Below are 14,703 nucleotides of genomic sequence, written 5' to 3'. Positions count from 1 at the left end.
AAATCTCTCCTATTAATTTCAGGCAATAAGTTTGCGTGTGTATTCGATAAGTCCGCCTGCATCAACAATTTCGCGGACAAAGTCAGGCAGAGGAGTTGCCTGATACTGTTCATTTTTAGTAAGGTTTTTAATAACGCCGCTTGCAAGATCGATGTCCAGTTCATCTCCCTCATCAATGCGATCTGTATCAGGGCACTCAAGGAGTGCGACACCAATATTGATTGCATTGCGGAAGAAAATCCTTGCAAACGACTTTGCAATAACGCAACTGACTTTTGTTCCCTTCAGGGCAATTGGTGCATGCTCCCTTGAAGAGCCGCATCCAAAGTTGTTTCCGGAAACAATAACATCGTTTTCATGGACATTCTTTGCAAAATCAGGTCTTACTCCTTCGAAGGCGTGGACTGCCAGCTCTTCAGGAGTATTCATTACCAGGTATCTTCCCGGGATGACTGCGTCAGTGTCGACGTCATCGCCGAATTTCCATGCTTTGCCCTTCATATTATCACCGAAATTATCCTAATTTATATTAGTGTTAGTTACAGCTATTGTGAATTGGCACAGTTAATAATCTAATATTACATAAGTTAGATGGGAGGTTTTACCCGGAATCCTACTTTCTTATGGAATAAGTGTTTCACGTCGTAACCCTGGATTTGCATGCCCAGTACTTAAATAGGTATTAGTTCCATGTAAAAAAGATCTATTATGCCTTCTAATGACTATGTTCATGGTTATTCTGAAAGGGAATCGATTCGCCTCTGCGATCAGGCAAACACACTTGAAGAGCTTTTGCATAGCGATACAATGTATCCTTCAGGCAGTAAGGTACTTGAAGCAGGATGCGGGATTGGTGCACAAACCGCTATACTCGCACGGAACAGTCCGGAAGCTCATATCACTTCTGTTGACATTTCCGAAGATTCTCTCAATTCGGCAAAAGAACGTATTTTGAAAGAAGGGATAACTAATGTAGATTTTTTTGTGGAAAATCTCTTTGATCTACCGTTTGAAGATGAAAGTTTTGATCATGTTTTTGTTTGTTTTGTTTTGGAACATCTTAAGGAACCAGTTAAAGCCTTAGAAAGTTTGCGCAGGGTTCTCAAAAAAGGCGGAACTATCACGGTAATTGAAGGAGATCATGGCTCATGCTTTTTCCATCCGGAGACTGAGAATGCACTGAAAGCATGGAATAGTTTGATAGAAGTGCAAGCGAAAATTCAAGGCGATTCACTCATTGGAAGGCAGGTTTATCCACTTCTCAAAAAAGCAGGCTTCAATGACATTACGGTATCTCCCCGCATGGTCTATAGTGACTCCAGCCGTCCTCATATGGAAGAAGGATTTGTGAGAAAAACCATTATTCCTATGGTAGAAGGTGTAAGGGAAAATGCCGTTGAAATGGGACTAATCGATTCTGAAGCGTTTGACAGTGGAATAGAAGACCTTCACAAGACCGCGGCAGACTACGGGACATTTATGTATACTTTCTTTAAGGGCGTGGGGAAGAAATAAGAATTGAGCTTTCAGCTCCCTGAAATGGAAGAAAGGATAAGTCTTCAATAGCGATGTCTTGCTTTAAAGTTAGCAATGCATTATATTCCTGCCAAACTTATATCCATCTGTATCAACTTATTCTGTTTTAATGGCCCGAGAGTCCAGTTGCAAATCAGCGAATTCGCAAAACACATACCAGCCTTTGCGGAAAATAATACACATCGGTGGTGTAGCGCTACCTTTTATTGCACATTTTTATGGGCAGTTTCCTGCAATTATGCTGTTGGTTTTGAGTCTTGTCGGTTTCTTGCTACTTGAACTCCTTAAATCACGAATCAAGCATACGCCATTTGCAAAGTCAATCTGGAAATCCAGTGAACTGAATAATTTTGCACTGGATCCGTTCCTTTATGCGATATCGGTACTTTTGTTACTCCTGCTTTCATATCGGATTGAACCAGCTCTCTGCTATGTTGCAATAGTGGTACTGTCTGTGGGTGATTCCATGGCAGCACTGGTGGGGTTTTTCGGAAGAATCTACATTAAGGGCTGCTCCAAGACCCTTGAAGGTACAATTGCCGGATTTGTAACTTCATCCTTCATAGGATATTGGTTTGCAGGTGAAATTGCCGTTGTGGGTTGTGCAGCGGGAATGATCACAGAACTTTTCTGCTGTAAATATGATAATCTTGCAATACCATTTGCTGCATTATTTGCAATGATATTTCTAAAAACATCGGGGTTGACGTAAGTAATTTTTCTCCTGGAAGCAACATTTTTGGCGAATGCCAAATCTTTCTTCTGTTACTGGTTATTATGGTTGGAAGTGTATTGTTACTGGCAACTAATAAATAGCAAAAAGTATATCTTCCACATAGGATAAAGCTTTCTGCAATATTTGGTTTGGTAAATAGATCAATAAACAATTCGCAGAGTAAATGCTTTAGATAAGTATCGATATGGATGTTACTCCATGCACAAAGATGAATTGATCCAGCTGCACACTTTAATGGCGCAGATAAAGAAGTACCTGGAAAGTCAGGGAATAGACCATGACTTCGATGAGTACAATTCACTTGCTATCAGCCCGGTTCATATTCATCGCAGCAAGGCGGAGCATAAGCACGCAATCTTTGTTCTCGGAAATCATCTAGCATCCATTATTGCAGAGGATGAATTTTCTTCCCCCGGACGCACCTCTGTCAGGATGCAGGAACTTGCGGATAAATCCGGCAGAAGGATGCCGGATGATGATCAGTAAAAATTGTCAACGGTTCTGACTTCTGGTTTTTGAAGATGTTTAGGCAACAAGCGTTTTTTCATAACAACCGCATCTTCTCCGTCAGAATAATACCCTGCCTCGCACCAGCATTCTAAAAACCCCATTCTCTTGTATAGATCAATTGCCTTGAGGTTACTTTCCCTGACTTCCAGTTTAGCAGATTGTAAATTAAGACGTCTAAATTCCTTCAATATCCTCCTCAGAAGCCTGGTTCCGATTCCTTTTCCCCGGATGTCACTGCGGACGGCAAGAGAGAATATGCGGCCTTCCAGTTCGTCGCTTAGATACCCCATAACGAATCCGTATATGATTCCGTTTTCCTCAGCTACAAAAAAACCTTCCGGATTCAGCTCGTAGAAATTCATATAGATATAGGGATTATGCTCTGTAAATGCTTCCATTTCAATCTGGATGATCTGTTCAAAATCAGATCCCATGAAATTTCGGATTTGCACTGGCATCCTCCAATCCGCTTAAAATCACAGCTTTTTAACGTGTCGCAAGTCCACTGCAATTCCACGGGCGGATTCTTTCATTTCTTTCCCGCTCATAAAAGCACGTCCAACTCCCATTGCTTTTTCCCCGACAACGATAACTTCATCCAGTGGCCGGATGTCGGGGTCAGCATCCGTGACTCCGGGTGCAAGAATTGAACCCCTGGGAACAAAATCATCGATGTGCACGATATAATTGCCCATTTCAATTATTCGTTTAACTCCTTCAAGTCCAAGCGCCATCAAACCATATTGGGGAACAAGGGTTGCAACCTGTGTCTTGCCTGCAAAAACCTGATGCTTTGGATAGGGAGCTTTGATTTTGTCACTTTCCTGCACCAATAGATTTCCAGCACCAGATCCAAACTGGTAGTCTGCAATTGCTCTTAGTGTATCCTTTCGCCAGTCTCCTTTTCTTAAGAGTTCGGTATCAATGCCATTGAGTGTAGCTTCCAGTTTCTTAAGCGAAGCAGAGGTTGTGCAACTTCCTTCGGCTGTGTAAACAAATTCAATTCCGGTTTTCCGGGTAACTTCCTCACAGATTTCCCTGTACTCTCCGTCGACATGGGCAATTATGTGCTTGTAGTGATGTTTCTCCAGGAATTTCTCCAGACAACTTTCCACCCATTTTTGCTCTTCGGCATCCCAGTACCCGGTCACGGTTGTATCATAATGTGCAGCAGGATAGACAATCTCGAGTTCCCGTGGTACAATTCCCATTGGGGATGTCAGGATAAGTTCCTGTACATACTTGCGATTCTTTCCAAGGGCACGGATGAATTTGGAATGTGATAGGGATATGGAATACGGCTTTTTTGCCGAGCAGGGAAGCAGGAGAAGGATGTCTTTTTCAGGTGGAACATAGCGTTCCTGGACACGTTTTGCAAAACGTACGACCTCCGGGCGGGTCAGGCTTTCGGAAGTTGTGGCCAGTAGCGGTGCCCGACGTGAAATAGGGGTTTGGGATTCGATGTAATCATATTCTGAATCGGCATGTCTGAGTAAAGCGGTAAGCCATGGCTGGCTGCGACATTTGCCCTCAACGTACTCCCGGAGGCTTCCTTTCCGGATCATCTCCCTGCAGATTGCAATTTCCGATTCAAGAATTGTATTGTTATGATTTTCAAGTAGCGTTTTTCTTTCTTCAGCTTCAAGTTCCAAAAGGCTTGAAGGAGTATGGTCCTTGCATGCAGGACATCCGCATGGGAGTTCCGTAAGGCTGTCCAGATGGAATGCACCTGCAGGTGTGAAATAGATGTTATTTCCTGCGGCTACCAGAGCCCGAGTATTATCCACTGCGTCAATCCCGAGAAATATGAGCATTGAAAGATTTTCCGGGGTTGCAATATTTGGGGCATACAGAACAGAATCCTCAGGGATCTTGTTTCTGATGTCAACAATTTTCTGAAACAATTTCCGGGATTTATTATCAAAAGTGCCGGCGCCATCCAGTATATAGAGATCCTTTGGGAATGTGCAGTCATCTTCACTGAATGCAATTCCTACAGGTCCCTCTATTTTCTCATTGGATGGCTTTGACAGATCACATTTTTCAGCTATTTCGGGTGGGTAGCTTCTTGATGGGTAAATTATAAGCGCATTGTCATCTGCCTTTTCCCTTATTTCTTCCATTAGAGCAGTTGTGTTTTTTACTCCGTGCATTCCCCAGAGATTTCCCGGATAGATTATGGAGCTGTTTTCCAGATCCCCAAACTGGCGAACATCAAGAATTGTGGGTGTAGTAATTTTACTTTTAAGCATCAGGGTGCCGATTCTTCCGGCTCCTTCCCTCTGGTGCACTTCAAAAAACCTGCTCATGGTTCATAGAATAGAGCTATATAGATGTAAATGTTTTCTACTCCCACTCGAAATATTACCATGGAATAACCGCAGGTAAAAACATATGCTTCTTCAAAATCTTAGAGATATAGTCGGAAATGAGAATGTCAGCGATTCCACATCGGACAAACTTTGCTATTCCTGTGATGCTTCTCAGGAAAAGGGAATGCCTGATTACATTGTCAGGCCAGAAACAGCCGATGAAATCAGCGAAATAGTGAAACTTGCTGCAAATGAAAACATGCCCATTGTCACAAGGGGTGCAGGTAGCGGTCTTGCAGGTGGGGCAGTGCCGCTTAGGGGTGGCATTGTGCTTGACATGAGTAGGATGAACAATATTCTTGATATTGACATTGATAATCTTCAGGTTACTTTGCAACCGGGTGTTGTGCACACAAAGCTAAACGAAGCACTCAAGCCTTACGGTTTTTTCTTTCCCCCTGACCCGGGAAGCACCAAGATGTGTACAATCGGGGGACTAATTGCAAATAACGGCAGTGGAATGCGTTCTGTGAAATACGGGACGACTTCACGCTACGTGCTTGATCTCGAAGTTGTGCTCGCTGATGGGAGCATAATACGGACAGGTTCCAGGACACTAAAAACAGCGTCCGGATATGATTTGACATCACTCATGGTAGGTTCGGAAGGAACTCTCGGCGTAATGACAGAAGTTGTTCTTCGCATTCACCCTCTTCCACGAACACGTCTGGTGATATTACTCACCTTTGAAAGTGCAAGCAAAGCCGGAGAGGCGGTTGTAAGAACCCTTTCTTCGGGTGTAATTCCCTCTGCATGTGAAATTCTTGATAATACCACAATTAATGCTCTGAAAGCCTATGACCCGTCACTTGATCTTCCTGAATCGGGGGACATGTTGATGATGGAAGTAGACGGCAACGAGGGCGCCGTCAAGGATGCTGCCCATACCGTTGAAGAGGTCTGTAAAGATATTGCAGTTGATATTCGTGCAGCTTCCACGGAGGAAGAAAGCGAGAAGCTCTGGGCTGCAAGAAGAGTTGTAGGTGCTGCAATTACCCGTCTGGACCCAAAAAGGAATCGTGTGTACGTTGGCGAGGATGTAGGCGTTCCAATCAAACACATTCCGGAAATGATTGAACACGTGCATTCGATTTCCAGGGAAGTCGGAATGCCAATTATGATTTACGGACATATCGGGGACGGAAATCTCCATACCGGAATGAGCATTGACATGCTCAATGACGATGAATGGGAGAAACTCTTCCGAATTGCTGATATGATTTATCAAAAAACGATTGAATTAGGGGGGACCGTTTCTGCAGAACACGGAATCGGCTCTGCCCGCGGGAAATACATGAAAGCTGAACATTCAACCTCAATGCCCGTTATGGCTGCTATCAAGAAAGCTCTTGATCCGCAGGGAATTATGAATCCCGGAAAACTCGGACTGGAGGATTTCTGATGGCCGAAGATCTGCGTACCGTTCTGAAATGTGTACACTGCGGAACTTGCAGGGCATACTGTCCGGTCTTTGAAGAGCTTGGCTGGGAATCCACAAATGCCAGAGGTCGTGTTTTGATATCTCATGCTATTCTTGAAGGTCAGGAAATAGATGAGAGTATCATCAAAACAATTGCTACCTGTACGACATGCGGATTGTGTGAAGAAATGTGTCCTGCAGGTGCAACTCCTCCTTCGGTTGTTGAAAGTGCACGCAAGCAGCTTACAGGGAAAGGTCTACAGACAGAAGCCCAGAAGGGCTTGGCTGAGACCACAATTGAAAAAGGAAATCCTCTAGGTGAGGAAAAATCCCGTCTGCACTGGATGGAAGAACAGGAACTTCCTGAAAAGGCTGAGTACGTTTATTTCGTAGGATGCATGAATTCATATCGCTATCCAGAGGTTGCGAAGAAAACATTTGAACTTTTAAAACCATATGGTGTATCCCCCCTCAGCGATGAAGTGTGCTGCGGATCACCTCTTGAAAGGACTGGCTCCGATGCATCCGAACTTATCGAGCATAACATCAGGCAGATCAGGGAGATGGGTGCTCATACAATTATCACCGGTTGTGCAGGCTGCTATGCAGCTCTCAGGAAATACTATCCTGACGACCTCAAAATAATTCATGTGGCTGAATTCCTGGCTGACAAGATTGAAGCACTTGATATCAAGAAGCAGGATCTCGTTGTTTCTTACCACGACCCTTGTCACCTCGGAAGGAGCGGTGGCGTTTATGATGCTCCAAGGAAATTAATCGAGGAAGCAACAACACTGGTTGAAATGGCATCTCATCACGAAACATCCCACTGCTGTGGCGGCGGTGGTGGAGTCAGGCGTGGATATCCTGATCTCTCCCTGAAAATAGCTGAAAGAAGAATAAGTGAAATGCCCGAAGAAGCCGAGTTGCTTGTGACTTCGTGTCCTCTGTGCCGCTCCAATCTTGAGCAGGCATGTAAAAAGAAGATAATAGATATTGTAGAATTATTATAAAGCGCCAGAATTTTGCTGATATGGGAGAGCTACAGTTATCTGACAAAATCCATTTTCCTCATTGACGCTAAGTTCTCCGTTATGAGCTTCAATTATTCCTTTGCAGATGCTGATTCCAGCCATATCCTTTTGCCTAAGAGGTACCAGCATGTACATTGGTTCCATCTGATTCTCCATCCGGATTATTATGTTGCCTTGCTGCCTGGAAGCCGAAATTGAGATGCTAGTGTCATGTGGACTTGCGTCAATAATATCGTCCAAGAGGTGCATCAAAACACGTTCCAGGTAAGGGCGATTTCCACGTACCGGGGGCAGGCCATCAGGCATTTCAAAAACAGGAGTAAGCTGTTTTTTCTCAAAATGAACTGAGATATCATCGATTGTATTCCGAACTATCTTCTTGATATCAAGCGGGCTTGAAGAATACTTTATCGTCTTACGAATATCATTTGTGATATAGAATAGGGATTCTATTAACTTTTGGAGGATATATGTATTCCTGGCTATTGATCCGGCGATGCTTTTTTGTTTTTCGTTTAAGTCACCTAATCTTTCCTGATACAATAGTTCACTGAATCCTTTTATGGGGATTAATGGTGTTCTTAACTCATGGCTCATGTTCGCAATGAAATCATTTTTAATCTGGTCGATGGTTTCAAGTTCACGATTCGCTTCTAAAAGGCGCTTTTCGGTATCTTTCTGGGCAGTGATATCTTCTGCAGAAAGCACTATCTCCTTTATCTCGCCTGTGTTCTCATGAAGAGTTGCCATTCTCCATCGGAGCAGCTTCTTTTCCCCATCTTTGCTTGTTATGAACGTTTCAATGAACTCAGATTTCATTTTTCCGGAAAAATCAGACATCCATGCCCGAATCTTATCCTTCTCATTTTCAGGAATAAATGTATCGACGAGGTTCAATCCATTTAGTTTGCCGGGATCAGATCCAAAAACCCGGTTAGATTTCTGGTTTGCAAGCTGGATATTGAGATCTTTATCCAGAATCAGCATGACTGATCCGATTACGTCAATATACTTTCTTGCAAGGTTTCGCTCCTGGTAAATATCTTCCTGAAGCTTTTTTACTTTCAAGAGTGTGCGTATTCTTGCTCTTAATGCAACGGCATTAACTGGCTTTGTAAGAAAATCATCAGCGCCATTTTCAAGGCCTTTTATTTTCTCATTTTTGTCCTGCAAAGCGGTTATCATAACCACAGGAATTATTTTCGTATCTTCTTCCTGTCTCAATCTGGCACAAACTTCGTGACCGCTGATGTCAGGCATCATGATGTCAAGCAAAATAAGATCGGGTTTTTCCGATTCGATGGCTTGAAAAGCGTCGGTGCCGGAATATGCTTTCTGGATATTGTAATCCTCACCAAGGATGGCTTCCATTAGCTCCACATTGACAGGTTCGTCATCTACAACCAAAATGGATGCCTGTTTTTGGGTGGTCATATTTTCTCCGGAAAGGGCATTCTAGCTATTTTTTCAGTTATTCACAATTCTATATAACAGTAACCGTTACTGTTTTTGAAGGAAGAAAAATCATTTCCTTTTTGACTGAGGTTTTTTCTTTTGTATTAAACAATCCCGGCTATTTCCCACAAGGTCCAATCTTCCGGCCTTTTCGAGCCCTTCATAAACCAGATTGCGGTTTCTTGGTTCCCGGTAGTGGAGCATTGAGCGCATTATTTTCTTGTCCCTTCTTCCCTTCACAACTTTCACTTTTTTTCCGGTAAAAGGATCAATGCCTGTGTGATACATGCATGTGGAAGCGGTCATTGGCGTGGGTGTGAAATCCTGCACCTGTTCTGTATAAAGGCCTGTGTCCCGGATATATTCGGCAGTGTCTGCCATATCACTAAAGTCACATCCGGGGTGTCCGGACATAAGATATGTCAACAGATATTGTTTCTTGTTGAGTTTTTTATTGGTTTTAGTGAACAATTCGTTGAACTCCTCAAAGACTTCCTTTGCGGGTTTTCTCATAAGCTGAGTGGTTTCCGGGCTGTAGCTTTCAGGCGCTACAGTCAATCTTCCGCTGATGTGATGCCTGCACAATAGTTCCATATACTCCGGGCTTTCAAGGGCAAGATCATGTCGGATTCCATATCCTACGAAGACCTTGCGTACATCGGGCATTTTGCGAAGCTGTGTCAGGAGCTTCATGGTTGCACTATGATCGGTATCAAGTGACGGGCAAATGTCAGGGTAAAGGCAGTTTTTAGCGGAACATGCCCCTTGTTTATCCCACTTCTTGCACTTCATTCCATACATGTTAGCAGTGGGCCCGCCGACTCCTGTAATGATTCCCTTGAACTCTTTCATTTTCGTCAGGATTTCTGCTTCCCTCAGGATTGAACCAATGCTTCGCGAACTGATCATCCGGCCCTGATGATATGTTATTGCACAGAAGGAGCAGGAACCAAAACATCCTCTGTGGGTGGTAAGGGAAAATCTCACGGTTTCCATGGCCGGTATTGGTTCTTTGTAAGATGGATGCGGTTTTCTGGTGAACGGGAGCTCATAAACGTGATCGAGCTCTTCCTGTGTCAGGGATCTGGCAGGCGGGTTCTGGACTACGACAGTCTTCGGGTGTGGCTGTGCCAGTGCACTTCCACGGATTGGATCCTGTTCTCTGTGGATGGTTGCAAAGGCTTTTGCAAATGCGTTGTCTTCATCAACAACCTCTTTGTAGGAAGGCAAGGCCACAATATTTTCATGGGGTATATCTCGCCATTGTTTTGGAGGAATTTTCCACATTGTCCCTGGAACATCACGGATCTGGTGGATGTCTCCCCCTTCCCTCATCCTCTCCGCCAGTTCAGTTGTCTGCAATTCACCCATGCCGAAAATCAGGATGTCGGCCGGAGCATCGGCCAGTAAGGACTGTCGAACTTTATCCGATTGGAAATCATAGTGGGAAAACCGCCTTAGTGATGCTTCAATTCCCCCTATAACAATAGGAACACCCGGATATGCTTCATGAATGCGATTGGAATAGACAATTGTAGTTCTGTCAGGGCGCCTTCCCGGCTTTCCTCCCGGGGAATACATGTCCTTTTTCCGGGGCTTCAGGGACGGTGTATAATTCGACACCATTGAATCGACGTTTCCTGCTGTTACTGCAAAGAACAGTTCTGGTTCACCCAGTTTCCGGAAATCCTCGGTATTTTCCCAGGTCGGCTGGGCGATTATTCCCACACGTAAGCCTTTGTCTTCAAGAACCCTGCCAATAATTGCAGCGCCGAAGGAAGGATGATCGATATATGCATCCCCCGTGACAATAATGATGTCTAGCTTGTCCCAGCCTCTGGCGGAAGCTTCCTTCAGGCTCATCGGGAGAGGACGGGAATTATCGTCTTTTTGTTTCATTTTTTCACTTTACCACATGCTTCTGGAAGCACGATGTGATAGTTGAATATGGTGATTTGCATTTTCAGATGTGACAGGTCCATGTCCCGGGTAAAGGGTTTCAACATCCAATTCTGCAATTTTACCAATGGATTCGGTTATTTTTTCCCGGGAACCCCCTTCGAAATCAGTTCTACCAAAACCACCAGATGAAAAAACCGTGTCCCCGGAAAAGAGGCTTTTCGAGTTTCTTTCATAAAGGCAGATGCCTCCTCTTGTATGGCCCGGGGTATGGATTATTTTCAGTTTTTCTCCACTTCCAATGTCGATTGTATCGCCATCCTCATAAAGCTCATTGGCCACAATTTCGGGAGCTTCTTTGCCGAAAAGGTATGAAACACTTTTTTCAGTATCCATGACACAATCCCCGTCAAGTTTGTGGATTCCGACCTTTGCACCACTTTTTTTGACGATTTCAGGCACAGAGGCTGTATGATCATAATGACAATGTGTAAGGATTATTAGCTCGATTTGTTCAATTGGGATTTTTTCCTCGATTAACTTGATAAGCCGTTCTGTATCGATGCTTGTGTCAATCAGGATTTTACCGTTAACGAGGTATGAATTGGCATTATATTGTGATGTGGTGAATTTGGTTACTTCCATTTTTCCCCTCCTTCATATTTTGAAAGCTTTCCTGGTGTTTTTTGTTGTAATGGTTGCGACCTCTTCTGCTGTAATGCCGCGAAGCTTGGCAATTACTTCAAGGGAATCCGCAAGGTATGCAGGTTCATTTCGTCCTTTCCTTGGGGAAAGGTAAGGGCTGTCGGTTTCAATGATCATTAATTCCTGCGGGACACTCTTTGCGATTTCCTGATGGTGTTCTGAGAAACAGACAAGGGTCGGGATCGAAATGTAATGTCCGGCATCGGCAATTTTTTCCATTGTTTCAAGGCTTCCTCCATAGCAATGAAAAACAACAGTTTCCAGATTCTTCGACATCTCAAAACATTCGTCTTCCGCATCTCGTCCGTGGATAATGAGAGGTTTCCCGAACCCATCGGCAATTTCAATGACTTTTTCAAACGTTTCCTTCTGTTTTTGGCGCTGCCCCAATTCCTTGTAGTGATAGTAATCCAACCCTGCTTCCCCGATTCCTATTACTTTTTCTCCTAGCTCAGAAAGCTGTTTCAGGACTTCTCCGATTCTTTCATCGTCCTTTGTGGATGCAACAGAAGGACTAAGTCCGGCGGTCGCATAAATAAAATCGTATTGTTCTGCAAGACGCAAGCTGGACAGGTTTGTCTTGAAATCTATTCCGGAGTTAATCATCGCTTCCACTCCGGCTTCCCTTGCCCGGGAAATTGCTTCATCCCGGTCTTTGCTGAATTTAGGGAAATCGAGGTGGCAATGAGAATCAATAATAGAAGAAAACATGCTTCTCTTAGGTTTGGAGAAGCATGTTAATAGATGTTACGAGGGCTTCCACGGAAGCGAGGACGATGTCTGCGTTTGCCGCTCTTGCGGTAACCATGCGTCCCCTTTCATCCTGCACTCCAATTATGACTTCTGCAACTGCATCAGAACCGCCGGTTACGGCTTCAATCCTGAAATCGTGGATTTTGATGCCCGTATGCTTGCCAGAAATCTCATAAACGGCATTAAGCGCTGCATCAACTGGTCCGATTCCAACATCGGAGGCAACTCTTTCCTCTCCGTCCACAATGGCTTTCACCACTGCGGTAGGAGTTGTTATGTTGCCTGTCATCACGGAGACTTCCTTAAGATCGATGACTGGTTTACCCTGTGGCTTACCCATCACAGCAAAAGCAATCGCATAAAGATCTGCATCGGTCATCTTCTTGCCTTTGTCTGCAATTTCCTTTACCCTTTCAATAATGAGGTTAAGTTGCTCATCTGTAGGTTCAAGGTTTGCAGATTCAAGAGACTTCCTTATGGCATGCTTTCCTGCGTGTTTGCCCAGTACAATCCTTCGGGTATGACCTACCATTTCTGGCGTCATGATACCCGGTTCGAATGTATCGCTCTTCTCAAGAACTCCATGTGTATGGATTCCTGATTCATGGGCAAAGGCATTTTCGCCAACAACAGGCGTATGTGCAGGAATAGCGATTCCTGTGTATCTTTCAACCAACCGGGCAGTTTCCACAATATACTCGGTATTGATATTGGTTCTTGCTCCGTATATTGATTGCAAACTCATTACAGTCTCAGCGAGGTCTGCATTTCCTGCTCTTTCCCCGAGGCCATTAATGGTAACCTGTGCCTGGCTTGCACCAGCCTCGACTGCCATGAGGCTGTTGGCAACTGCCAGTCCGAAGTCATTGTGGCAATGTGTATCAATTGGAATATTGATTTCGTCATTGATGTTCTTGATAAGGTTGTACATGCCGGATGGTGCCATTACGCCAACAGTATCAGGTACATTGATTATGTCACACTTGGCATCTTCAACCGCTTTGAATATTTGTATAAGGTAATCAAGATCAGTCCTTGTTGCATCCATGGCAGAAAACATGCATTTGATGCCACTATCCTTGATTTGATCCACGGCATTTACTGCCATGTCCAGTACTTCCTCGCGACTTTTCTTAATGGTGTGTATTCTCTGGATATCCGAGGTGGATACAAAGGTGTGCACCATGTCGACACCTACATCTATGCAGGTATCTATGTCTTTTGAAAGTACGCGAGCCAAACCGCAGACCATTGTTGAAGGCAGCCCCGCAGCGGCGATGGAACGTACCGATTCCCTGTCTCCTTCGGAAGCAATAGGAAAACCAGCTTCTATGATATCGACACCAAGCTTGTCGAGTTGGTAGGCAATATCAATTTTTTGCTGAGGAGTAAGGGATACACCGGGAGTTTGTTCCCCGTCGCGAAGAGTTGTGTCAAAAATGGTTATCTGTCGGTCCCGAAGCAAATCAGCGCTGTAAAAAGCGATCCCTCAGTTCAATCTTCGCATTCATGATAATCGATGCCTACTTTCTTATTTCTGATATAAATAGGTATGCGCATTAATCGTCCGATATCTGAAGAGTTATTCGCCGCTTTTGTTATGAGTAATTGACTCATGTGGTGCCATCATTGAATTTAATCTTCCCGCTCTTGATTGTTATTGTGGAATGTAAAACACATTTTATGATTCCTTTTGTGGTCACCCTGGCAATAGCATGTTTTTGGAAGTGGGTTCCTAATTTTCTTCTTATTTTGAATCTCAGTAGCCCTACATCTGATATTTTCTGCATCAAAAATCCGTAAATTGATGTCATGTTGATTCAATATTTCCGGATAATGGGTGAATATTGGGTATGTGGGATTGAAATGCAGACAATTGCACGCAAGGTTTATATACGATTATGCAATTGTAGGGCTGCTTCTGATGGGATGATCATATGTGGCACTGCGTCACGATTTTCTGCTCCGGTTTTTCGGAACGGAAACTCTTATATATGATCTTTACTATCCATCATCTCTCGCATATCATTGCGGGAATATCACCTTCTGATATCAAATTTATGGAGACAGGAGTTATATTCTGTCTGACTAGTGATATGGCAGTTCGATTAATTCTGACTCGGTATTGAAACAGAATTAATGGAATAACATTGTGCAGGGCTGCAATACCATTGTGTATTGCTCCCTGACAATTCCTTAATTGACCAAATATCTTAATGTGTGTAATAGTAAATTCTGGTTGATCCTGCCAGAGGTTACTGCTATCGGTGTTCGATTAAGCCA

General features: G+C 43.9%; 13 protein-coding genes. 5 read left to right on the top strand and 8 right to left on the bottom strand.

Translation table 11 applies throughout. The annotated features are described in order from the left end of the window. Positions 1-18 precede the first annotated feature (18 nt). Positions 19-501 (bottom strand): 3-isopropylmalate dehydratase small subunit, encoded by a 483-nt coding sequence (locus J2755_RS03700; RefSeq protein WP_209679959.1) that lies wholly within the window; start codon positions 499-501, stop codon positions 19-21. 207 nt (positions 502-708) lie between these two features. On the opposite strand from J2755_RS03700, the gene J2755_RS03695 reads away from it, so the two are divergent. From J2755_RS03695 to J2755_RS03685, 3 genes are all read left to right on the top strand, one after another. Continuing rightward, positions 709-1,515 (top strand): methyltransferase domain-containing protein, encoded by an 807-nt coding sequence (locus J2755_RS03695; protein ID WP_209679957.1) that lies wholly within the window; start codon positions 709-711, stop codon positions 1,513-1,515. Positions 1,516-1,645: 130 nt separating this feature from the next. Further along, a complete protein-coding gene (locus J2755_RS03690) occupies positions 1,646-2,248 on the top strand; it encodes a diacylglycerol/polyprenol kinase family protein (RefSeq protein WP_209679954.1) in 603 nt (200 codons plus the stop codon). A 222-nt stretch (positions 2,249-2,470) separates the two neighbouring features. Further along, positions 2,471-2,758, top strand: coding sequence for a UPF0058 family protein (locus tag J2755_RS03685; protein WP_209679951.1), 288 nt, complete (start codon positions 2,471-2,473; stop codon positions 2,756-2,758). On the opposite strand, the gene rimI is transcribed toward J2755_RS03685, so the two are convergent. After that, on the bottom strand, positions 2,752-3,234 hold the full coding sequence (gene rimI / locus J2755_RS03680; RefSeq protein WP_209679948.1) for a ribosomal protein S18-alanine N-acetyltransferase: 483 nt from the start codon (positions 3,232-3,234) through the stop codon (positions 2,752-2,754). The two genes, J2755_RS03685 and rimI, sit on opposite strands and share 7 nt — an antisense overlap. Before the next feature lie 24 nt (positions 3,235-3,258). Beyond that, on the bottom strand, positions 3,259-5,091 hold the full coding sequence (arcS, locus tag J2755_RS03675) for an archaeosine synthase subunit alpha (protein ID WP_209679945.1): 1,833 nt from the start codon (positions 5,089-5,091) through the stop codon (positions 3,259-3,261). Between the two features lie 85 nt (positions 5,092-5,176). On the opposite strand from arcS, the gene J2755_RS03670 reads away from it, so the two are divergent. Both J2755_RS03670 and J2755_RS03665 read left to right on the top strand, forming a co-directional pair. Further along, on the top strand, positions 5,177-6,556 hold the full coding sequence (locus tag J2755_RS03670) for an FAD-binding oxidoreductase (protein ID WP_209679930.1): 1,380 nt from the start codon (positions 5,177-5,179) through the stop codon (positions 6,554-6,556). Beyond that, a complete protein-coding gene (locus J2755_RS03665; protein WP_209679928.1) occupies positions 6,556-7,587 on the top strand; it encodes a (Fe-S)-binding protein in 1,032 nt (343 codons plus the stop codon). Before J2755_RS03670 ends, J2755_RS03665 begins: the two co-directional genes overlap by 1 nt. Here the strand turns inward: J2755_RS03665 and J2755_RS03660 are convergent. The 5 genes from J2755_RS03660 to J2755_RS03640 all read right to left on the bottom strand — a co-directional run bounded on the left by J2755_RS03660 (position 7,582) and on the right by J2755_RS03640 (position 13,885). Further along, on the bottom strand, positions 7,582-9,042 hold the full coding sequence (locus tag J2755_RS03660) for a hybrid sensor histidine kinase/response regulator (RefSeq protein WP_209679926.1): 1,461 nt from the start codon (positions 9,040-9,042) through the stop codon (positions 7,582-7,584). The genes J2755_RS03665 and J2755_RS03660 overlap by 6 nt on opposite strands. Positions 9,043-9,132: 90 nt before the next feature. Beyond that, complete coding sequence (locus tag J2755_RS03655; protein ID WP_209679924.1) at positions 9,133-10,962, bottom strand: YgiQ family radical SAM protein; 1,830 nt, start codon at positions 10,960-10,962, stop codon at positions 9,133-9,135. A 9-nt stretch (positions 10,963-10,971) separates the two neighbouring features. Beyond that, complete coding sequence (locus J2755_RS03650) at positions 10,972-11,607, bottom strand: MBL fold metallo-hydrolase (protein WP_209679920.1); 636 nt, start codon at positions 11,605-11,607, stop codon at positions 10,972-10,974. A 12-nt stretch (positions 11,608-11,619) separates the two neighbouring features. Then, the gene (locus tag J2755_RS03645) at positions 11,620-12,378 is read right to left on the bottom strand and encodes a TatD family hydrolase (protein WP_209679917.1); all 759 of its coding nucleotides are present in this window, start codon (positions 12,376-12,378) and stop codon (positions 11,620-11,622) included. Between the two features lie 7 nt (positions 12,379-12,385). Then, a complete protein-coding gene (locus tag J2755_RS03640; protein ID WP_209679915.1) occupies positions 12,386-13,885 on the bottom strand; it encodes a 2-isopropylmalate synthase in 1,500 nt (499 codons plus the stop codon). Positions 13,886-14,703 lie beyond the last annotated feature (818 nt).

The sequence above is a fragment of the Methanohalophilus levihalophilus genome, assembly GCF_017874375.1.
GTDB classification, from domain to species: domain Archaea; phylum Halobacteriota; class Methanosarcinia; order Methanosarcinales; family Methanosarcinaceae; genus Methanohalophilus; species Methanohalophilus levihalophilus.
The sequence above is the reverse complement of the archived record's forward strand: the minus strand, read 5'-3'. Positions and strand labels throughout refer to the sequence as shown.